Source organism: Gilliamella sp. wkB72, from assembly GCF_001693745.1.
GTDB classification, from domain to species: domain Bacteria; phylum Pseudomonadota; class Gammaproteobacteria; order Enterobacterales; family Orbaceae; genus Gilliamella; species Gilliamella apicola_E.
In genome coordinates this window covers 122,921-144,829 of record NZ_LZEI01000002.1, presented here as the reverse complement: position 1 = coordinate 144,829, position 21,909 = coordinate 122,921, and the positions used below count along the sequence as shown (strand labels likewise).

General features: G+C 36.4%; 19 protein-coding genes and 1 tRNA gene. 9 read left to right on the top strand and 11 right to left on the bottom strand.

What is annotated here, in order from left to right; all coding sequences use genetic code 11:
- The first annotated feature begins 38 nt into the window (after positions 1 to 38).
- Positions 39 to 914, top strand: a complete 876-nt coding sequence (gene metF, locus A9G07_RS01075) for a methylenetetrahydrofolate reductase [NAD(P)H] (RefSeq protein WP_065733687.1) — start codon at positions 39 to 41, stop codon at positions 912 to 914.
- Between the two features lie 157 nt (positions 915 to 1,071).
- On the opposite strand, the gene A9G07_RS01070 is transcribed toward metF, so the two are convergent.
- Entirely contained in the window at positions 1,072 to 1,650 is a 579-nt protein-coding gene (locus A9G07_RS01070; protein ID WP_065733686.1) for an AAA family ATPase, read from the bottom strand.
- A 182-nt stretch (positions 1,651 to 1,832) separates the two neighbouring features.
- Here A9G07_RS01070 and A9G07_RS01065 point away from each other — a divergent pair, with 182 nt between their 5' ends.
- The 3 genes from A9G07_RS01065 to A9G07_RS01055 all read left to right on the top strand — a co-directional run bounded on the left by A9G07_RS01065 (position 1,833) and on the right by A9G07_RS01055 (position 4,640).
- Positions 1,833 to 2,639, top strand: a complete 807-nt coding sequence (locus tag A9G07_RS01065; RefSeq protein WP_065733685.1) for an IclR family transcriptional regulator — start codon at positions 1,833 to 1,835, stop codon at positions 2,637 to 2,639.
- A gap of 22 nt (positions 2,640 to 2,661) precedes the next feature.
- Positions 2,662 to 3,309 carry a bifunctional 4-hydroxy-2-oxoglutarate aldolase/2-dehydro-3-deoxy-phosphogluconate aldolase gene (gene eda / locus A9G07_RS01060; protein ID WP_065733684.1) on the top strand — a complete coding sequence of 216 codons (648 nt, stop codon included), beginning with the start codon at positions 2,662 to 2,664 and terminating at the stop codon, positions 3,307 to 3,309.
- 80 nt (positions 3,310 to 3,389) lie between these two features.
- Positions 3,390 to 4,640: an MFS transporter gene (locus A9G07_RS01055; RefSeq protein WP_065733683.1), complete on the top strand. Its 1,251-nt coding sequence runs from the start codon at positions 3,390 to 3,392 to the stop codon at positions 4,638 to 4,640.
- Positions 4,641 to 5,225: 585 nt separating this feature from the next.
- Here A9G07_RS01055 and A9G07_RS01050 read toward each other — a convergent pair.
- The 3 genes from A9G07_RS01050 to carA all read right to left on the bottom strand — a co-directional run bounded on the left by A9G07_RS01050 (position 5,226) and on the right by carA (position 9,957).
- A tRNA-Met gene (locus A9G07_RS01050) sits at positions 5,226 to 5,302 on the bottom strand.
- Between the two features lie 283 nt (positions 5,303 to 5,585).
- Entirely contained in the window at positions 5,586 to 8,801 is a 3,216-nt protein-coding gene (gene carB / locus A9G07_RS01045) for a carbamoyl-phosphate synthase large subunit (protein WP_065733682.1), read from the bottom strand.
- A 1-nt stretch (position 8,802) separates the two neighbouring features.
- Entirely contained in the window at positions 8,803 to 9,957 is a 1,155-nt protein-coding gene (gene carA, locus A9G07_RS01040; RefSeq protein ID WP_065733681.1) for a glutamine-hydrolyzing carbamoyl-phosphate synthase small subunit, read from the bottom strand.
- A 268-nt stretch (positions 9,958 to 10,225) separates the two neighbouring features.
- Here carA and argF point away from each other — a divergent pair, with 268 nt between their 5' ends.
- Positions 10,226 to 11,233, top strand: coding sequence for an ornithine carbamoyltransferase (gene argF, locus A9G07_RS01035; protein WP_065733680.1), 1,008 nt, complete (start codon positions 10,226 to 10,228; stop codon positions 11,231 to 11,233).
- Between the two features lie 98 nt (positions 11,234 to 11,331).
- Positions 11,332 to 11,829: a phosphatidylglycerophosphatase A family protein gene (locus A9G07_RS01030; RefSeq protein ID WP_065733679.1), complete on the top strand. Its 498-nt coding sequence runs from the start codon at positions 11,332 to 11,334 to the stop codon at positions 11,827 to 11,829.
- A 47-nt stretch (positions 11,830 to 11,876) separates the two neighbouring features.
- On the opposite strand, the gene nadK is transcribed toward A9G07_RS01030, so the two are convergent.
- The gene (gene nadK / locus A9G07_RS01025) at positions 11,877 to 12,755 is read right to left on the bottom strand and encodes an NAD(+) kinase (RefSeq protein ID WP_065733678.1); all 879 of its coding nucleotides are present in this window, start codon (positions 12,753 to 12,755) and stop codon (positions 11,877 to 11,879) included.
- Positions 12,756 to 12,907: 152 nt separating this feature from the next.
- On the opposite strand from nadK, the gene grpE reads away from it, so the two are divergent.
- Positions 12,908 to 13,492 carry a nucleotide exchange factor GrpE gene (grpE, locus tag A9G07_RS01020; protein WP_065733677.1) on the top strand — a complete coding sequence of 195 codons (585 nt, stop codon included), beginning with the start codon at positions 12,908 to 12,910 and terminating at the stop codon, positions 13,490 to 13,492.
- Between the two features lie 43 nt (positions 13,493 to 13,535).
- On the opposite strand, the gene def is transcribed toward grpE, so the two are convergent.
- A complete protein-coding gene (gene def / locus A9G07_RS01015; RefSeq protein WP_065562719.1) occupies positions 13,536 to 14,048 on the bottom strand; it encodes a peptide deformylase in 513 nt (170 codons plus the stop codon).
- 163 nt (positions 14,049 to 14,211) lie between these two features.
- Between def and dprA the strand changes: the two genes are divergently transcribed.
- Positions 14,212 to 15,312, top strand: a complete 1,101-nt coding sequence (dprA, locus tag A9G07_RS01010) for a DNA-processing protein DprA (RefSeq protein ID WP_081303313.1) — start codon at positions 14,212 to 14,214, stop codon at positions 15,310 to 15,312.
- Positions 15,313 to 15,404: 92 nt separating this feature from the next.
- On the opposite strand, the gene rraA is transcribed toward dprA, so the two are convergent.
- The 5 genes from rraA to A9G07_RS00985 form a co-directional block, all read right to left on the bottom strand.
- Positions 15,405 to 15,896: a ribonuclease E activity regulator RraA gene (gene rraA / locus A9G07_RS01005; protein WP_065733676.1), complete on the bottom strand. Its 492-nt coding sequence runs from the start codon at positions 15,894 to 15,896 to the stop codon at positions 15,405 to 15,407.
- 89 nt (positions 15,897 to 15,985) lie between these two features.
- Positions 15,986 to 16,888 (bottom strand): 1,4-dihydroxy-2-naphthoate polyprenyltransferase, encoded by a 903-nt coding sequence (locus A9G07_RS01000; RefSeq protein ID WP_065733675.1) that lies wholly within the window; start codon positions 16,886 to 16,888, stop codon positions 15,986 to 15,988.
- Positions 16,889 to 16,956: 68 nt separating this feature from the next.
- Positions 16,957 to 18,144, bottom strand: coding sequence for an ABC transporter permease (locus A9G07_RS00995; protein ID WP_065733674.1), 1,188 nt, complete (start codon positions 18,142 to 18,144; stop codon positions 16,957 to 16,959).
- A 14-nt stretch (positions 18,145 to 18,158) separates the two neighbouring features.
- On the bottom strand, positions 18,159 to 19,298 hold the full coding sequence (locus A9G07_RS00990; protein WP_065562723.1) for an ABC transporter permease: 1,140 nt from the start codon (positions 19,296 to 19,298) through the stop codon (positions 18,159 to 18,161).
- Complete coding sequence (locus A9G07_RS00985; RefSeq protein WP_065562724.1) at positions 19,280 to 20,251, bottom strand: HlyD family secretion protein; 972 nt, start codon at positions 20,249 to 20,251, stop codon at positions 19,280 to 19,282. The genes A9G07_RS00990 and A9G07_RS00985 overlap by 19 nt, the downstream gene beginning before the upstream one ends.
- A 334-nt stretch (positions 20,252 to 20,585) precedes the next feature.
- Here A9G07_RS00985 and A9G07_RS00980 point away from each other — a divergent pair, with 334 nt between their 5' ends.
- Positions 20,586 to 21,875: an NAD(P)/FAD-dependent oxidoreductase gene (locus A9G07_RS00980; protein WP_065562725.1), complete on the top strand. Its 1,290-nt coding sequence runs from the start codon at positions 20,586 to 20,588 to the stop codon at positions 21,873 to 21,875.
- Positions 21,876 to 21,909: the final 34 nt, after the last annotated feature.

The window sequence follows — 21,909 nt, the reverse complement described above, 5'->3', positions numbered from 1 at the left end:
AGTAAGGATAATAGTAATCACACCAATGGATGATACAGATGAAAACAAATTTACTCTTTAATAAAAAAACCGTGTTCTCTTTTGAAGTTTTTCCCCCTAAAAAAACGTCACCTTTAGAGACAATCTATAGCACATTGCGTGAACTTGGTTACTTCAAACCTGATTTTATCAGTGTTACTTATGGCGCTGGTGGTAGTTTGAATGGTCAAACGACAATTGATATCGCCCACGCTGTCAAACATACTTATGGCATTGAAAGTGTTGCTCATTTGCCAGGAATTAATTTTGATAAAGCAGAAATGCAGAAAATTCTTCATGATCTCAAATGTGCCGGTATCGATAATGTGCTTGCATTGCGAGGTGATATTAGCCCGACAGTTACACCTAAAGATGATTTTCGCTATGCCAGCGAGCTGGTTTCATTTATTAAAGAAAATGGTGATTTTAATGTGATTGGGGCCTGTTATCCTGAAGGACATCTTGAAGCATCAACGCTAAAACAAGATTTAATACATTTAAAAGAAAAGGTGAGTGCCGGAACAGATCAACTGATATCACAGCTATTTTTTGATAACGACTATTTTTACACTTTCTTAGACAAAGCCCGTGATATGGGGATTAATGTACCAATTGAAGCAGGGATTATGCCGGTAACGAACAAAAACCAAATTGAACGTATGGTATCGATGTGTGGCGTAAATCTACCGAAGAAATTCAAACAGATGATGGAGAAATATGAGTATCACCCTGATGCATTCCGTGACGCCGGTATTGCTTATGCTATCGATCAGATTGTTGATTTAGTTTCACAAAATGTTGACGGTATCCATTTGTACACCATGAATAATAGCTATATCGCTAGAAGAATTAGTGAAGCGGTATCAACGTTACTTGCAGTACCAAAATCAGTATAAACAATAAAATTTTAAGTAAGAAAAGCTATAATAAATATAAAAGAATTAATGCAGGAGCAGAATTTGAACCAGTGATCTTATGATCCCAACGTACTACCAAGCTGCTCCCCTGCGTCAAAGACAAAAGTATATAATAATTATATATTAATCTCATAATCTAATTAAAGTGTTTTAAAAGAGTATATTCATCTATTTCCGGTGCACTATTATCATAACGGATATAATTTACATCTTTCCATAGACATCGTTTTTGATTTAAACTTTCAATAAATGTATCCCAATTATCTAATTTCCATGTATCACGAGCATTATTACGTTCTAATATTCTTTGCTTCAAAACATCAGCTGGTACAAAGACTTCTAAAACATAGCATTCCATTTGGCTACAATTAAATCGTTGCTTAACTTGATTGATATAGTTTTCATCAGAAAAATAACTTAAAAAAGGAGCATCAAGTATTACTGAATTACCCAGTTTCAAATTTTCACTTGCAATATGCAGTAATGTATCATATTCAATATTCATAACTTCTTTTTTATAAAATTCGCATCCATCTCTTGCTGTAGGTTCATATCCTTTTGACATAAGTAATTCGCCAGTAAAGCGGTTAGCTACAATGTCTTTATCCAAATAACAATAGTGGAGCTTTGAAGATAAAAATTTTCCTACGGTTGACTTCCCTGAACCAGCAGCTCCAATAAGAAAAATAGCCTTTGTACTTGTATTAACTTTCATAACCCTTTCCTTTTCGCATTTGCGAACCGTTATTCATAAACGCGAACCATTAATGTGAACTAAATAATAAATTGAATAATATAATATAAAATGGAAATGCAATAATAATATGACATGCTATATTAAATACAGAAATATAGTTTAATTATTGAACCTACTTCACAGTTCACATTTGCGAAATTATGAAACAAGATAATAGACCACTAAAATTAAATAAATCGGCAGCAAGAACAATAGATTTACTTTTACTATTTGTAAGTAGTGATAAATATTTAACACTCAATAATATTTGCGAAATGTTGCAATTACCTAAGAGTAGTGCTTTTGAACTAATACAAACTTTAGTGTATAAGGAAATCATCGAGATAAAAGATATTAAACAAAAAACTTATGGTTTGAGTTTATTAGCATTTGAAATCGGTAGTTCAGTTATTACTAATATGGGTGTAGCCGATGCAGCAAGGCCATTTATTCAGGAACTCAATCGACAAACAGGTAGTACCGTATTTCTTGGTGTAAAAGATAAAGGCAAAATAGTTTATATTGATAAGGCTGAAAATCATTCAACCATTAAACCAACAGCTAAATTGGGTTCTAGGCGTTATTTACATACAACAGGGTTAGGAAAAGGGTTGCTTCACGCATTTTCAAATCAGCAAATTATTGATATTTTAGGAAAAGAACCTTATCCAAGCAAAACACCACTATCGCATACAAATCATCAAGAAGTTCTAAAAGATGCCGATAAAACAAGAGAGCGTGGTTACGCTATCGATGATCGCGAAGATAATTTAGAAATGTATTGCATCAGTTCTGCTATCTATAACCACGAAAATGAGCCGATTGCATCATTTAGCGTTGCCAGTTTATATAGTGGAATGACTAAAGATAAAGAACAACTTATTGCCAAATCAGTTAAAGAAACAGCTTTGCAAATTTCAAGAAAATTAGGATTTACTGGAAATAAGTTATATCAATTAAAAGATTAAGACAGACTATTGGAGATAATGAATGTATCGTAAATTAGATAATCTGAATAAAATTATTAATTCAGGAATTGTATTGATTGTGAGATTAGCAACGGAAGAAGAATCAATAAAAGTTGCTGAAGCAGCAATTAAAGGTGGTATTACCGTTATTGAAATTCCAATGGCAGTACCTAACGCTCTTGGTGTAGTAAAATATTTATCAGATAAGTATAAAAAGAAAGGTATTTTAATTGGCGCTGGAACAGTTCTAGATGGTGAAACAGCCCGAGCTGCAATATTAGCAGGAGCGGAATTATTAGTTAGCCCTAACTTAAATCCAGAAATGATTAAAGTTGCGAATCGTTATCAAGCTATAACGATGAGCGGTGCCTTTACTCCCACTGAGATTCAAAATACTTTAGAAGCTGGAGCTGATATTGTGAAACTCTTTCCAGCTGAGTTTGTTAATCCAAATTATGTCAAATCTGTTTTAGCACCCTTAGAGCATGCTCCAATCTCTCCAACAGGTGGTGTAACACCTGAAAACGTTCATGAATGGTTTGCTGCTGGAGCTGTTTGTGTGGGGGTCGCTAGTTATATTACCAAAGCAGCTATGAAGGATAATGATTATAGTAAAGTAACTCAAGCAGCTAAAAAATTTGTAGCAGCAGTAAATAAAGCTAAAAAATAAACAATAATTAATATTAATAAAGTAAAGGCATATCTTTGATATGTCTATAGGATCGTTTTGTCTAAAATAAAGGTGTGGATATGACAATACAACAAAAACCAAAACTAAGATGGGGATTCATCATTCTTCTTGTAATCGGGGCTATCGTCAATTACTTAGATAGATCAAATTTAAGTATTGCAAATACAACAATAGCTCAGGAGTTTGGGTTATCTCAAACCCAAATGGGATTTTTATTATCGGCATTCCTCTGGCCATACGCGCTAGCTAACTTACCTGCAGGTTGGTTGGTGGATAAATTTGGTCCTAAAAAAATGTTTGCTTGGGCGTCTGGCCTATGGTCTTTAGTTACCATCCTTTGCGGCTTTTTAAATAGCTATTCAATGTTTTATGCCATGAGAGTAGTGTTAGGTGTTGTTGAATCACCTTTCTTTACCTCAGGATTAAAAACAACTGAAACATGGTTCTCAAAAGAAGAACGAGGTGTCCCTGTATCCATAATTAATACTGGTTCACAAATAGCTAATGCTATTGCTCCGCCACTATTAACCATTCTTATGTTAACGATGAGTTGGCGTGGTATGTTTATAATCATTGGTGTATTTGGATTACTTGTCATGCTTGTTTGGTTAAAAGTATATCGGAACCCAACACCGGAAGAAATTACGCTAATAAAAGGTAAATCTAATGCAGAAGAACCAAAAAGAAAAGAATCTCAAGCATCATGGGGAGATTTATTAAAACAAAAAATGACTTGGTTTATGATTCTCGGTAATTTTGGAATTATGTTTACTATTTGGGTTTACTTAACATGGTTACCTAGTTACTTAGAAAAAGAACAAGGCTTTACTTTAAAACAAATGGGATGGATTGCATCAATTCCTTTTTTCTGCGGTATTATAGGTGTTCTACTCGGTGGAATTATTTCTGATTTCGCTATACGACGAGGTTTTCAACCAATAAATGCAAGAAAAATTCCTATTGTTGGTGGAGCTATACTTGCAGCCGCTTCAGTCGCACCCATTGCTTTTATTGATAATACTGTACTTAGTATTGTTCTTTTATCTATTGGTTATTTTGCTTCTCAACTCCCATCAGGCGTTATATGGACATTAGCTGCTGATGTAGCACCTAGTCACCAAGTCGGTTCATTAGGTGCAATTCAGAACTTTGGCGGCTTTTTAGGTGCAGCAATGGCACCAATTGTAACAGGTATCATACTTGATATAACCGGTAGTTTCGGTTATGTATTTATATTAGGTGCATGTTTACTTATTTTAGGTGCAATTTCATATGGCATCTTTTTAAGAAAACCAATAAATAATAAATAATATAGAACGCTAATCATATATGAAGATCATTAATTTTAATGATCTTCCTTAATATTAATAAACTAATTACTTTTGATAAAAAAACTAATATTTCATATTTAATAATTTAAGGATCAATATGTTTACTCAATATCATGATCCATCCTTACATAGCTTCGTTTAAATAGTTATGCAAAATATTGATTTAATTGCTTGCTATACCTATCGTAAATCGAATATGGCCAATCAAATTGTGATAATTCTGCCAATCACACCAATAATCTAAAGAAGCCAATATTCTAGTAGTGGTTGCAGAAAACTCATTTAATAGCTAAATATAGAATTATGCCTCTCGTTTATTCTCTTATTTAATAAGTAACACACGATTCTTAATGTTCTGCTAACCATTATATTGATATTCTGAATTAACTTTTCTCAAAGATAGAGAGTAATGTATGTAACTTGCATAACAGTATTTTTAATTATAATTAGGTTATGTATCAATGATTAAAAGATGCCAGCTCGATTTTAATGCTAAACCCTTGCAGTATACCAAAGTCAGGATAGTAAATTATTAAGAATAAGTTAGGATAGGTTTAAAAGAATTGGTTGCGGGGGCTGGATTTGAACCAACGACCTTCGGGTTATGAGCCCGACGAGCTACCAAGCTGCTCCACCCCGCGTCAAAGAGGTGGCTATATTATAGTAATAAAATAATAAAGCAATACCCTTCTAGCCTAAACGTCCTATTTTTACACATTCCTTAACAAATAAGGACGATTTTTATACGAAATGGTATACACTCCTCAATATTTTTTACATTAATTATCGTTGATTATGCTCAAACTCTCCTAATTAGATAAAATAGTTCAAAGGAAAAAGAAATATTTTTTCAGGTGAATAAGAGATCTTATTTGTACAACACCGTAAACCAGATTAGTGAAAAGAGACGAGCCTTACTCGTCTCTATTGATAAAGTGCCTGTAATGGTTTCACGCTATGAGCTGGATCATAATCAAGCGCCGACGTTGTGGCATAGGCCGCATTCATCGTGGTATCGTAATGAACTTTATATTGAATAGCACTACGGCGTAGGATTTTCGATGCCTCAATAGCAGGCCGTCCAGATGTGGTATTGAGAATATAGCTATATTCGCCATTTTTAATATGGTCATGAATATTGGGGCGTCCTTCGTTCTCTTTTTTGACGATTTGGCAGGGTATGCCTGCTTGTTGTAATGCCTTAGCGGTGCCCAAAGTAGCATCAATACTAAAACCATGCGCAATTAATCGTTTAGCGATCGCTAACAAGCGAGTTTTGTCTTGATCACGAACAGATAACAAAGCTTTTCCCGATTTTTTCATACTTGATAAGCTTCCAAGTTGTGCTTTGGCAAAGGCTTCGGCAAAGGTTTTACCAATTCCCATCACTTCACCGGTTGAACGCATTTCAGGCCCCAAAATTGGGTCCACGCCACTAAATTTATTAAACGGTAATACCACCTCTTTCACTGAGTAATAAGGCGGTATGACTTCTTTGGTGATATTTTGTTTAGCCAGTGATTGCCCTGTCATAACTCGTGCAGCAATTTTCGCTAATGGCAAACTGGTAGCTTTCGACACAAATGGCACGGTGCGAGCGGCTCGAGGGTTGATTTCAATCAAATAAATTTGGTTATCTTTGATGGCAAATTGCCCATTCATAAGCCCTTTTACATTAAGTTCTAACGCTAACTGTTTAGCTTGCTTGCGCAATTGGTCTAAAATTTCCGGGCTTAAAGTATATGTTGGTAATGAACAAGCAGAATCACCCGAGTGAATTCCCGCTTGTTCAATATGCTCCATAATGCCGCCAATTACGATTTGCTCGCCGTCGGCAATCACATCAATATCAACTTCAATAGCATCATCTAAAAAGTGATCAAGTAGTACTGGAGCATTATTCGATTCACTGACTGCGGTTTTAAAATAACGTCTTAAATCTTGCTCGTTATACACAATTTCCATTGCTCGACCACCAAGCACATAAGACGGTCTGACCACTAATGGATAGCCAATTTGTTCGGCTTTAATCACCGCATCTTCAATATCGGTAACCGTTGCATTAACTGGCTGTTTTAACTTTAACTTATCGACAATCGACTGAAAACGTTTGCGATCTTCAGCTTGATCTATCGCATCTGGCGAGGTACCAATAATCGGTAGCCCAGCGACTTCAAGCGCTCTGGCTAATTTTAATGGTGTTTGCCCGCCGTATTGTACGATTACGCCATTTGGTTTTTCCACATGAGCAATTTCAAGCACATCTTCCAGTGTGACTGGCTCAAAGTAGAGTCGATCTGAGGTATCATAATCGGTAGATACCGTTTCCGGATTACAGTTAACCATAATTGTTTCATAACCGTCTTCACGGAGCGCCAGCGCTGCATGTACACAACAGTAATCAAACTCAATACCTTGTCCAATTCGATTCGGTCCACCGCCTAATATCATAATCTTAGGGCGAATGAATTGTGGTTTAGCTTCGCACTCTTGTTCATAGGTTGAGTAAAGATAAGCTGTATCGGTCGAGAACTCTGCTGCGCAGGTATCAACTCGTTTATATACAGGATGAATATCGTATTGGTTTCGTCGATCACGAACGTCTTGTTCTTCAACATTAAGCAGTTTAGCAATACGTAAATCTGAAAAACCTTTACGCTTAAGTTGCCATAATGATTCTGAATTCAGGCTAGCTAATGATTGCGATTTTAGTTGGTTTTCAAGGCTGATAAGTTCTTCAATTTGCACTAAAAACCAGCGATCGATATTCGTTAATGTGAAAATTTCATCTAAACTAAAGCCGGCTCGAAAAGCATCAGCAATATACCAAATTCGTTCAGCGCCCGCTTCTTGCAGTTCATAACGTATTTTGCTGAGATTTTTTTCATCATCATAATTGTCAATTTTCGGATCAAAACCACAGGCACCGACTTCAAGCCCTCGTAGCGCTTTTTGCAATGATTCTTGAAAAGTCCGCCCAATAGCCATCACTTCACCCACTGATTTCATTTGGGTTGTTAGACGATCATTACACCCAGCAAACTTTTCGAAATTAAAGCGGGGTATTTTTGTCACCACATAGTCGATCGAAGGCTCAAATGACGCTGGCGTTTTACCTCCGGTAATATCATTAGATAGCTCATCAAGGGTATAGCCAACCGCAAGTTTGGCCGCAATTTTTGCGATTGGAAAACCGGTTGCTTTAGATGCTAATGCTGATGAACGTGATACCCTTGGATTCATTTCAATCACAATCAAGCGTCCGGTTTTAGGATCAACCGAAAATTGTACATTCGAACCACCTGTTTCAACGCCAATTTCACGAAGTACCGCTATCGATGCGTTACGCATGATTTGATACTCTTTATCCGTTAGTGTTTGAGCTGGCGCAACGGTAATGGAATCCCCGGTATGAATGCCCATAGGGTCAACATTTTCAATCGAACAGACGATGATGCAGTTATCATTTTTATCTCGTACCACCTCCATTTCGTACTCTTTCCAACCAATTAATGACTCATCAATGAGGAGTTCATTGGTGGGTGACAGATCAAGTCCTCGGGTACAAATTTCATCAAATTCTTGAGTGTTATAAGCAATCCCGCCACCGGTTCCCCCCATAGTAAAAGAAGGGCGGATAATGCAAGGAAAGCCAACTTGTTCAAGTACCGCATAAGCCTCTTTTAATGAGTGAGCAATGCCAGAACGGGCGGTATCAAGACCAATTTTTTTCATAGCTTGATCAAAACGTTTGCGATCTTCAGCTTTATCAATTGCATCAGCGGTAGCGCCGATCATTTCGACATTAAATTGTTTTAAAATGCCTCTTTTATCCAGTTCTAAGGCACAATTGAGAGCTGTTTGTCCGCCCATGGTGGGCAAAATGGCATCGGGTCTTTCTTGTTCAATAATTTTACTCACCGTTGTCCAATCAATAGGCTCAATATAGGTTGCATCCGCCATTTCCGGATCGGTCATAATGGTGGCAGGGTTAGAATTGACTAAAATAACCCGATAACCTTCTTCACGCAGAGCCTTACAAGCTTGAGCACCGGAATAATCAAATTCACAGGCTTGACCAATAACAATTGGGCCAGCGCCAATAATGAGAATGCTATTAATATCTGTTCGCTTAGGCATGTTATTGCTCCTGCTTATAAATTTTAATTAATTCGATAAAGTGATCAAACAGTGGGGCGGCATCGTGAGGCCCGGGACTCGCTTCGGGGTGACCTTGAAAGCTAAAAGCGGATTTTTGATTATGATGAATACCTTGTAGCGAACCGTCGAACAGTGATTTATGCGTCACACGTAAGTGAGTCGGTAAACTCATTTCATCAACGGCAAAACCATGATTTTGGGCGGTAATCATGACTCGATTATTTTCAAGATCCTTAACCGGATGATTACCACCATGATGCCCAAATTTCATTTTTATGGTTTTTGCACCACAAGCCAACGCTAACAGTTGATGCCCTAAACAGATACCAAATATCGGTATGTCAGTGGCTAAAAACTGTTTAATGGCATCAATGGCATAAGTACAAGGTGCCGGATCACCGGGACCATTTGATAGGAATATACCGTCAGGATTTAATGCTAATACCTCCTGCGCAGAGGTTTTGGCCGGAACAATGGTCAATTTACAACCCCGTTCAACTAACATCCGTAAGATATTACGTTTTACGCCAAAATCATAAGCCACAACATGATAAGGCAAAGCGTTTTTTGCCGCTGGCTGTTCTTGCTCTCTTGTCCATACACCTTGTGTCCACAAATAGCTTTTTGTGCAGGTGACTTTTTGGGCTAAGTCCAGTCCGGATAATCCTTTAAAATCGATCGCCATTTGTTTAGCGGTATCGGCTTTTTCAAGTAAAGTTTCTCTATCGTTTGCCGTGATAATCACACCATGCTGAGCCCCTTTTTCACGCAAGATTCGAGTTAAACGGCGAGTATCGATATCGGCAATGGCAATAACATTATGCTGTTTTAAATAACTCGAAAGATCGAGCTCATTGCGATAATTGCTGGCTAATAGTGGTAAATCACGAATAATCAGCCCTTTTGCATAAACTTGATTAGATTCAGCATCGGCATTGTTAGTACCGACATTACCTATATGGGGATAAGTTAACGTGACCAATTGCTCGCAATAGGAAGGGTCGGTGAGTATTTCTTGATAACCAGTCATTGAGGTATTAAAAACAACCTCACCAACAGTTTCTCCATCAGCACCGATTGATTTACCGATAAATTGTGAACCGTCTTGTAATATAAGGAGGGCATAAGTTTGCATGGCTAAGAGACCTTTTGATTAAATAAACACTATTTATGAATAATAATTCACATAAATGCTTTTTCAGTAACTCATTAATTGGTCATTTTATTACAATTTTTTAAACAAAAAAAGCGTTATTATAAAAAATAATTGAATAATAAAATCTAATTTTTTAGACAATTCAATAACTAAAAAGGACATTTTATAAATTTAAAACGTTTAACTTGAAATTGCATAATTATTCAAATAGAATCGTATCAATATTTACCGCTATCAGGAGCTCAATATGTATGGTTTTTATCAACGTCATTTTTTACGTTTACTCGACTTTACCCCAGCAGAAATTAACCAGCTGATTCAGCTTGCTATTGAATTAAAAAAAGCAAAAAAACAAGGTAACGAAAAACAACATTTGGTTGGCAAAAATATTGCCTTAATTTTTGAAAAAGATTCAACCCGTACTCGTTGTGCTTTTGAAGTCGGTGCATATGATCAAGGCGCTCAAGTCACCTATCTAGGGCCAAGTGGTAGCCAAATTGGGCATAAAGAGTCGATTGCTGATACAGCTCGAGTGCTCGGACGCATGTATGACGGTATTGAGTATCGAGGTTATGGGCAAGATATTGTTGAAACTTTGGCAAAATATGCCGGTGTGCCGGTTTGGAATGGTTTAACGACTGAAGCGCATCCAACGCAAATTTTAGCAGATTTTATGACCATGAAAGAGCATATCGGCGAGCGCCCACTTAATAGCGTTAAATTTGCTTATTTAGGCGATGCTCGTAATAACATGGGCAATTCGTTAATGGAAGGTGCTGCCTTAATGGGTATGGAGATCAGACTAGTGGCGCCTAAAGCGTGCCAACCTGAATCAGAGCTTGTCCAAAAGTGCCAAGAGATAGCTAAAACAACAGGCGCTAAAATCGTTTTAACTGAAGATGTCGCTGAAGGTGTGAAAGGTGTTGATTTTCTTTATACCGATGTATGGGTTTCCATGGGCGAACCGAAAGAAGTGTGGGATGAGCGAGTAAAATTATTAACCCCATACCAAGTCAATCAAAATGTAATTAAATTAACAGAGAATCCAAATGTTAAATTTATGCATTGCTTACCGGCTTTCCATGATATGAATACCACAGTAGGTCAACAAATGGCTGCCCAGTATGGTTTGAAAAACGGTTTAGAAGTGACAAATGAAGTCTTTGAATCTAAACATAGCATCGTTTTTGATGAAGCCGAAAATCGCCTGCACACGATCAAAGCAGTAATGGTTGCAACCTTAGCTAAAGACTAATAATATAGCTAAATATTATAAGTGCTGGCTAAAGCTAGCTAAGCAAATTTTTTGCCGACCTCAAGTCGGCATAATTTTATCAACCGATTATCATCAGAATGACGAAACAAGCGCGCAATAAAGATTTTAAAAAATACCTAAAACTCACAAATCCAATTCATTTTTTAGCGGTCGGATTAGGCAGTGGGCTATCGCCAATTATGCCTGGTACTATGGGATCATTAATGGCGATACCACTGTGGCTTTTATTTTTGGGTTTACAACCTACTTTATATTGGGTTTTTATTTTAGTGACGTTTGTGTTTGGTTGTTATATTTGCCAAAAAACGTCGGATGATACCCATACTCATGATTCGGGTCATATTGTTTGGGATGAATTTGTCGGTATGTGGATAACGCTGTATTTCATTCCTCAATTTTCAATACTATGGGTGACGATTGCTTTTGTCGCATTTAGATTGTTTGATATGGCCAAACCTTGGCCTATTCGTTGGTTTGATAAGCGTGTGCCGGGCGGTTTTGGTATTATGGTCGACGATGTTATCGCCGCCATATTCTCTTCTTTATCTGTTTACGTGTTAACATTTATCATTTAAAGATAGTTTCCCTTTAAATGATAATTTTCTTAACATAATGATTAAATTCAAAACATCTTTTGTGACCAACCTAGTTTGCTTGAAAGATTATTAAAATAATCATAATCCTTAGAGTGAATTAAATTAAACTCATAATCTGAGCGACGAATAATTACCTCTTGTGTTGGTTTAACTGGCAAGATAATTTGGCTATCGCAAGCAACATTAAGATCCAAAGCTGTTGTTGGAAATTTAAGATGGATAGGATTATCACTCTTAATCACTAATGGTCTGACCGCTAAAGAGTGTGGAAACATTGGTGTGATAATTAACGCATCTAAATGAGGTGCAAGGATTGGCCCACCAGCTGATAACGAGTAAGCAGTCGATCCTGTGGGCGTTGCAATAATTAAACCATCAGCTCGTTGTGAAAATGCATTGCGCTCATTGATATACACATCATAATCAATCATATGCGCAACAGTATTAGGTGTAACTACAATTTCATTTACAGCAAAACCAGAATTAATTAACCGACCATCACTGTAGATAGACACTTCCAATAAAAACCGAGGATCATCATCATAGTCCCCTTTGATAACAGGAGTTAATTGCTCAATAACATGATCATGGGAAATATCGGTTAAAAAGCCTAAATTACCTCGATTTACTCCAATCACTTTAATTTTATAGTGCGACAATTGACGTGCCGAACGTAGCATATTACCATCACCACCGACAACAATGGCTAAGTCGGCTTGCTCACCAATCGTATCTAAAGTTGCGTATACACTACTAGGAAATTTTATATACTGCGCTAACCGATCTTCAACTAAAACTTGAATACCTAAGTTAACTAGCCAGTCATATAGAACCTGATGAGTTTCAATCGCCTCTAATTTACGTGGAATCCCAACCAAACCAACACATTTAAATGGTATACCCATAAAATATCCTTGTTTTTTTAACTTAAATATAAAGATTTTTTAGTTACCGATTAAAAAACACGATATCATCTTATCGTTAAACTTGTAATAATAAAAATTGCCCCCATAATAACTGTTATTCATTAAGTTTTCGACTAAATTTGGAGTACCGTATGACTGAACAAGAGAATAATATGTCAGAAAATGAAACAAACATTGAAGTCCCAGCTGAGCAAACTACTGAAGAACAAACGCCATCTCAACCAAGTGTTGAAGACCAGTTAAAGGCCAAAGATACCCGTATTGCTGAACTTGAACAAGCATTAGAAATTGCTAAAAAAAATGAGAGTGAAGCAATGATTCGTGCTCGAGCTGAAATTGATAACGTGCGCAAACGTGTTGAGCAAGATGTGGATAAAGCACGTAAATATGCTCTTGAGAAATTCTCAAATGAGCTTTTACCTGTAATTGATAATCTTGAGCGCGCATTAGAATCTACAGATAAAAATAATCCAGAACATAAAGCAACTGTTGAAGGATTAGAGTTAACATTAAAATCGTTTTTAGATACGGTCAAAAAATTTGGTATTGAAGTGATAAATACTTCTGATTCACAATTAAATCCAGATCTACATCAAGCGATTAGTATGGTTGAATCACCAGAACACCAATCAGGTCAAATCGTCAATACTATCCAAAAAGGCTATACACTTAACGGTCGACTTATCCGACCTGCTATGGTGATTGTAGCTAAATAATGAAAGCTTAAATAAAAAACCGCCAAATTAATGGCGGTTTAATTTATCGATTCTTCTGCTCTTCACGAGCTAGCTTTTTCATCTTTTGCTCAATACGTTGACGCTTTAATGGCGAGAGATAATCGACAAAGAGTTTACCTTTTAAGTGATCCATTTCATGTTGGATACAAATTGCCAATAGTTCATCAGCATCGATTTCATAAGGTTTACCATTACGATCTAATGCCTTGATTTTGATTTTTTCTGATCTTGGAACAAATCCACGGCAGTCAGGTATCGACAAACATCCCTCTTCAATGCCAGTTTCACCTTCTTGGCTTATCACCTCAGGATTGATAATCACATAAAGTTGGCTTCTATCTTCCGACACATCAATCACAATAATCTGCTCATGTACATCTACTTGTGTAGCTGCAAGTCCAATACCATTTTCGGCATACATGGTTTCAGTCATGTTATCGATAATGTTTTGTAGCTCTGGTGTAAAATTAGAGACAGGCTTTGCAATTTTGCGAAGTCGTTCGTCTGGGAAACGTAATACCGGTAAAATAGCCATAAATTCTTCGATCTACTCCTCAATTTTGTATTTTTTCAAATTCGCCTACATTGTAAACATTTATTATGCCTATGAATAGATTTAGTTGACTATTACTAAAATATATCTAATCAATCCTTCTAGATATGGCACAAAGCAACAATGTAGAGGAAAAAGGACTGTAATGAGTAAATATGAGTTTTTGTTACGAATTTCAATGCTTGGTCAGAAAAGAAAGGGATATTTCGAGCAAATTGCTCACTATTTTAGTGCTGGTCTACCTAATAAAATAAGAGATGTATCGCTGTTATTGGAAAAAATAGGTTTATCCAAAACACTCCAAGATCGTTTTTTTGAAACATCTTATCTTCATTTTGAGCCAATACTCGATTGGTTGGCAACACCTTACCCAGCCAAACATTTGATCGCTTATTGTGATTCCGATTATCCAATGTTACTTAAGCAAATTAGTTCACCACCATTATTGTTATTTGTTATGGGTAATAGGCAATTATTACATTCACCACAAATTGCCATGGTTGGTAGCCGTGAATTTAGTGAATATGGTGCACAATGGGGAAGATATTTCGCTGGCGAATTAGCAATTAATGGTTTAACAGTCACTAGCGGACTAGCTCTGGGTTTGGATGCGATTTGTCATCGCGGTGCACTTGAAGTGTCGGGAAATACTATTGCTGTCTTAGGTAGTGGTTTAGCTCATATCTCGCCTCGCTCAAACCTCCGATTGGCAAATGATATTTTGGAACAAAATGGGGCAATTATTTCAGAATTTTATCCATTTGAAAAAGCGAGATCAGAATACTTTCCTCGTCGCAATCGTATTATCAGTGGATTAAGTTTAGGAACCTTTGTAATTGAAGCCTCTGAAAAAAGTGGATCACTGATAACTGCTCGTTATGCGCTTGAACAAAATCGCGATGTATTTGCATTACCAGGAGATATCGATAATCAAAATAGTCATGGAACCCATTATTTAATCAAGCAGGGCGCTTATCTAGTTACTCAGCCAACTGATATTTTAGAACACTATAGTGGTTTTTTATCAACAATAAATAGACATGATGAAAATGAGAACAAAGAAAATAATACTGTTTTATATCCTGAAATTTTTGCCGTTATTCATCATCAACCCATTCCTGTTGATACAATTGCGGCCCTGGTTAATTTACCCATTCCTGAACTCACCATTAAATTATTAGATATGGAGATAGCAGGATTGATTATCACCGTTACTGGTGGTTACATTCGTAATCGGACAAAATAGAAAATTGTATCGCAAAAAAAGTTGAGGAGCGGGGTTTTTGAGCATAAAAAACCGCTGTAAAACCACAGCGGCTTATCAAAATAATAAGTGATTTATTTGTCGTCTACTTCAAGAACGATTTCAGATAAGATAATGCCGGTATTATCCGCATAAATAAAGTCACCAGAGAAGAAAGTCACGCCACCAAAGTTAACGCGAATATCAATTTCACCAACGCCTTGATCATCCGAGCCAACAGGAATTGCAGCAAGTGCTTGAACACCAATTTCAGCATCAGCAATATAATCAACTTGGCGCACAGCACCATAAACGATGATACCTTCCCATTGGTTTTGCAGTGCAATATCGATTAATTCCGCATCTATCAATGCTCGGCGCACAGAACCACCACCATCAATAACCAATACTTTACCTGCCCCATTGGATTGTAATACTTCGTACAATATACCGTTATCCTCAAAACATTTCACTGTGACGACCTGCCCTGAAAACGAAGCTACACCACCAAAATTACTAAATATCGGTTCTACGACATTAACATCTTCTGGGTAGTAATCACAAAGAATTGATGTTTCAAACTCCATGGTAGAGTCTCCTTTAACTGTAATATTCATTCGATTCTAGTATAACGCTAACATTAAGTAAAACGATATAAATTTAGAATAAACGTGAGCTAGCTCAAAATAATACCCAAACAATAAAGTAAATTAGTTAATAAAGCAAGTTTGACCATTTGTATTAATAATGGTGCAGCATCATTAACCGTCTTAAATTTAAACACTGAATTGATATGTTTTATATAAAGTGGCAATGTTAATAAAAATAGTCCACTCCAAAAAGTATGTAGATTTTGGTAAGCAAATAAACTAAATAGACACAATGATAAAATTAATAAAAGCAAGTGATAACAACAACCGTAAGTTTTACCAATTAGTACAATCAATGTTCGTTTATGATGTTGTTTATCGCTTTCATAATCGCGCAGATTATTAATATTAAGTACTCCAACTGCTAATAATCCACTAGCAATTGCAGGTAAGATGAGTCGTGTCGATAACACTTTAGTCTGTAAGTAATCACTGCCAATTACCCCAACCAGCCCAAAAAAGATAAGGACAGAGAAATCGCCTAATCCAATATAACCATAAGGCTTTTTCCCCATTGTATAGGTAATTGCTGCAATGATTGAGCATAATCCTAACAAGACAAAAATCAGTAATTGTCGGTAGTTATTGCACGCTAAAATAAGTAATCCAAGCCCTGAAGTAATACACAATAAAACGGTAATCCAAAGCGCTATTTTTAGTTGATTAAGCGTGATTAAACCTAACTGTAATCCCCGTTTATGCCCTGTTAAATTTTGTTGGTCACTGCCTTTAATTGCATCACCGTAATCATTAGCCAAATTGGATAAAATTTGTAATAACGATGCGGTAATGATTGATAGTAGCATAATCAATGGGTCAAAAGACCGTTGCCAATATGCTAGCGAATTTCCCATCAAAATAGCCGAAAGCGATAATACTAACGTTTTAGGGCGTAAACTAATAATCCATGGATAATATTTATTGGACATACGTTATTTATTTGAAAAATTTAAGCATTCATCATAACAGCTATTGATTGTATATTCACGTTTTAGCATTAACTAATTGAAGGTTTATTATTAACTTTTTTAGTATTTGAACGCACAAAGTTTTTTATTTTTTTGAAATATCTTCTCATCTTTCCTTCGCGTAGTGCTGCAATAAAAAAGCCTAGCGAACCATATATGACTCCGAGAAATAGAATCATAAATATATTAAATACATTATCTGACAAACCTAACCCCATCTGATTTACACCAGCAATCATATTTGTTGCCCATGTAGATGGTAACATTCGCGATACCGTTTGTACCCATAACGGCATAGCATCAAGAGGCCATATAGTCCCGGACAGGTAAAATACCGGGGTAGTCAAAAAGGCTAAAGTCAGGTAAATCATCTCGGTTCGATGTAAACATTCAGTGAGTAATTTACTCAACCCCAACACCGCTAACAATAGCGGAAATGTCATAATAATAATTTCGGGTATGCTGGCTAATTGCCTATAGCCAAGAACCCAAGGCCATAATCCAAATAGGACTAAAGACAAAAAGAGCCATATTGGTATAAGACCGCATAAACTTCCGAATATAACAATCTTTGGTGGTTTACCCTGGGGCAAGGAGTGCAAGGTGATATTGGTGCGCGTTGAGGCAATCAAAAAGGAGTGTTGCAACAACATGACAAGTAATCCAGGAAAAGTTATCGCCGCAAAACTAATCCCGGCATTATAAAGAGGCATCGTTTGCTCTTTTATTGGCGATAAGATGATATTAATCTGCGGATCAGAAAAACCAGCATTGCGCATTACCCGCGTATTATATTCGGTTAATATTTGTTGATATATTCCTCTAATATCAACTTGTATTAGACCATTAGCTAGGCGACTAGAAGCATCACCATAAGCAGGAATTGTCACCTCTTCACCGTTTAAAAGTCGTTTTTCGAAATTTCTTGGAATGGTAAATACCGCAAATAATTTACGACTGTTAATATCATCATAAGCTTCTAATGAATTTTCATAAGTAAGCACATCGATTTTAGAACTGGTATTTAAAGATCGAATCAAACTTCGACTTGTAGCGCTATGATCCTGATCAACAATTGCAACCGGCAAATTGGTGATGGTGCCATTAATATAAACTAAGCTCATTAATGAAACAGAAACTAATAGCAATAACCACATTGGTCGCATTAGCATATAAAAAAACATTTTTATAGCTGAAGATAAAAATAGCTTAAGCATCCAAATATTGCCTCTTACTGTGAATGTAAACGTTTGACTAAACGTTTTCTAACTAACACTGTAATAATTATTGGATAGATCATTAAAATACCACATGTTTTTAGTACAGATAGATAACTGGAATGTCGCAAAAAGAGATCGAATAATTTATTCAGTGCATAGGTTAAAGGCTCAAGTGACGAAATAAATCTTGCTATCCAAGGCATCGACAATTCAGGCACCACTACTCCTGAATAGGTCAACGCAAGCCCCACCAATACCCCAATATAGGTATATGCATCTAATACTGTTTTAGTAAATGTATAAAGCAAAATACCAATACTTTGCGCAGCAATAACATAAAAGAATACCACCAGCATCATAGCAAATGGCGAACCAGATACGCGCGCATCAGAAAATAAAACCAGCATAGCTATTTCAAACATCAATAACATGGTATACCAGATGGTATAAGGAGCTAGTTTACCTAATACAAATGGATAATTAGGCCGAGTCCGTTTAGGTAATCGCGATAAAATATGAATTGTTGTGGTAACTACAAATAATTGTAACAAATGAACTACCGCAGAAAATTGCTGGAAGTACATTGAGTTACCACTAGCATTAAATAACCCATCATAATTGAAATTAACTTGAGAAAGCTTAGGTACGGGCAAACCTATACTGGTTGCCATGGTCGTCCGATATTGTGTATTTAATGAAGCAATTAGGCCGGAATAGTCCATAATAGAGTATAAGCCAGCACTATAATATAAAGCATTATAATAAAGCATCGGCGTTGGTTGACGACCAGCTAATACATCGGCTTCAAAATTAGGCGGTATGTAGAGAATGGCGTAGATTTTAGCTTTTTCTAAATCACGTTCAGCCATTTTTAACTGATTATCATAATTAATTAGATTTGCGTGCGCGCCAGCGTTAAGATCCCGAATAATTTCACGAGATAAGGTACTTTTATCTTGATCAACATAACCTACTGGAAGATCAAATAATACACCTCGATAAAATATACTGCTGATGATCACAAAAATAATCAGCGGTAAAATCCACATTAACCAATGGAAAGTAAAACGCTTAAATATAACTGGAATTTCATCGTTAAATGCTTCTTTAAAGCGATGCCAGAAATCTGAAATTAGTTGTCTATTTTCCATAATGTACTCATACCTGCGCGTAAGCCTTCAACAGGTTTAGTTGGATAAAGTCTAATTTCAAAGGTTTTCAAATCGAAATCACCCGTTGCTCGAGTAGCACGTTTAGTTGCATAATCGCCCATTGGTGAAATAAAACGAACTTCCGCTTCAACTTCTTTATTGCCAAGCGCTGGAACTTCCAACTTAACATGGTCACCCTTGTGAATATTCGGCATAATATTCTCACGAATATTAAACACAAAATAAGCTTGTGGTAATCGAATAACTGTTAATAGTGGGCTATTTGCATTAAACAGCTCGCCTACTTCGGCAGGAATTGAACCAACCTCACCATCTACAGGCGCCTTGACTTGCAGATCATCATATTGAATCTGTAATTGTTTAAGTTGCTCTTCAGCCTCTTGCAATTTAGCATTATAGATCTCACGCTGTTCAATACGATCACCGTTTTTCGCTTGATCTAAATTGGCTTGGGCTGACAAAACCTGCTGGTGAGCAGCATCTCGTGTTTTAAGGGCATTATCCAATATTGATTGTGAGACAAAACCTTTTGCCGAAATGGCTTTATTACGATTGTACTCTTTCGAAGCATTATCATAAGAAACTTTTGCTTGTTCCAATAACGCTTCATAATAGCGAATACTTTCTTCACGAGTACCGTTTTGAGAAAGTTCAACTTGCGCTTTTGCTTGATCTCGCCCAGCTTCGGCAGCTTTAACTTGAGCTAAAAGCTCAGGACTGTCAAGCGTAATTAAGACATCATTTTGTTTAACATCATCGCCTCGATTGACATGAATTACTTGAACTCGCCCCTTGGCTTTAGAGGATATGCTGACATTAGGTGCATCAACTTCACCTTGCAAAATAAGCTGGCTGCTATGAGCACGTATTAAGATCGTCATCGAAATTAAAATAACAATCAATGCAATAACAATAAAAATTTTTTTATTCATAAATTTGTTTTGAGTGACAATTGTAAGATAAGGCCTAAAGAACTAGGATAATTGTATGCAAAAGAATTAACATACTTCAAAAATGATTAATATATCATACGATATAGCGATTTATTTAATCAATTCAAGCTATATTTCTATGCCCATATAAGGGCAAATGGGATTATTTACAACTATATTGAACGATATTCTATTTCACCCTTGAATAAATTTCAATAATTGTAAACCTCCATTTTAATAGATTTCATTTATAAATGTTATCAGTCAAAAGAAATAGATAAAAACCTACTTATTTAGTATGATATTTTATAATTGAAATAATAAGGCTTGAAATATGCAAAAAATAATTATTATTGGTGGTGGTGCCGGCGGTTTAGAGCTCGCTACTGACCTAGGTGATAAGTTAGGCAAAACGGACAAAGCTCAAATTACCCTAATTGATAAAAACAGTTATCATTTATGGAAACCATTATTACATGAAGTAGCAACAGGTGTACTTGATGAGCAAGTTGATAATATTTATTATGCGTCTCAAGGACAACAACATAATTTCGAATTTACCCAGGGTACCTTTACTGACCTTAATCGGGACCAAAAACAAATCACTATTATCAATCATCAAGATGAATCAGTCGCTATTGATTACGACATTTTAGTTATTGCCATTGGTAGTACTTCTAACGATTTTGGTACGCCTGGTGTCAAAGAACATTGTATCTTCTTAGACGATCAAAATGCAGCGATTCGCTTGCGAGAAACCTTAATAAATAAATTCACCAGCTTCTGTTCAATTATCGATAATGATCAAAGCACCGACGAAGATAAAATACGGATTGCTATCGTAGGTGGTGGTGCAACTGGCGTTGAGTTAGCTTCTGAACTACCACACATGGTGGAAGCATTTGGTGCCTGTGGTCGTAATAAGATGTGTTCCGATCTTTTAGATGTGTCAGTTATTGAAGCAACAGATCGTATTTTACCAGCTCTACCAGAAAAGACCGCGGCAAGTATTACTAAAACACTTGAAAAACAGGGTATCCATGTATTAACCAAGACCATGATTACTAAGGCTGAAAGCGATGGATTTTATCCAAAAGAAGGCGATACTATTAAAGCCGATATTATGATCTGGACTGCGGGTGTTAAAGCTCCTGATTATTTAAAAGAAATTGCGGGATTAGAGTCAAGTCGTTCAAATCAATTGGTGGTAAAACCAACATTGCAAACTTCTCGTGATGACAATATTTTTGTTATCGGCGATTGCGCTTACGCAATGCAAGACAATGGCCATGCCTCACCACCTACGGCTCAAGCTGCACATCAAATGGCAAAAATTTGTTACGAAAACATTATCAACATATTAGATAATAAGCCATTAAAATCGTTTAAGTATACCGATAATGGCACAATCATTTCTTTACATGATACCGCGCAAGGTGTGGTTAAAATAGCCGGAAAAAGTGAAATGGGTGTAAAGGGATGGTTTGCGCTAATTATTCATCGATTGTTGTATCGAATGCATCAAGCTAGCTTGTTAGGTATTTTCAAAACGATTCGTTTTGCTCGTGCCAGTAAAGTTATGTACAAAACAAAATCGACATCTATTTTCAGTAATCGGGATTAATGACTGAAACACGACTAAAAGCTACTTAAAATTT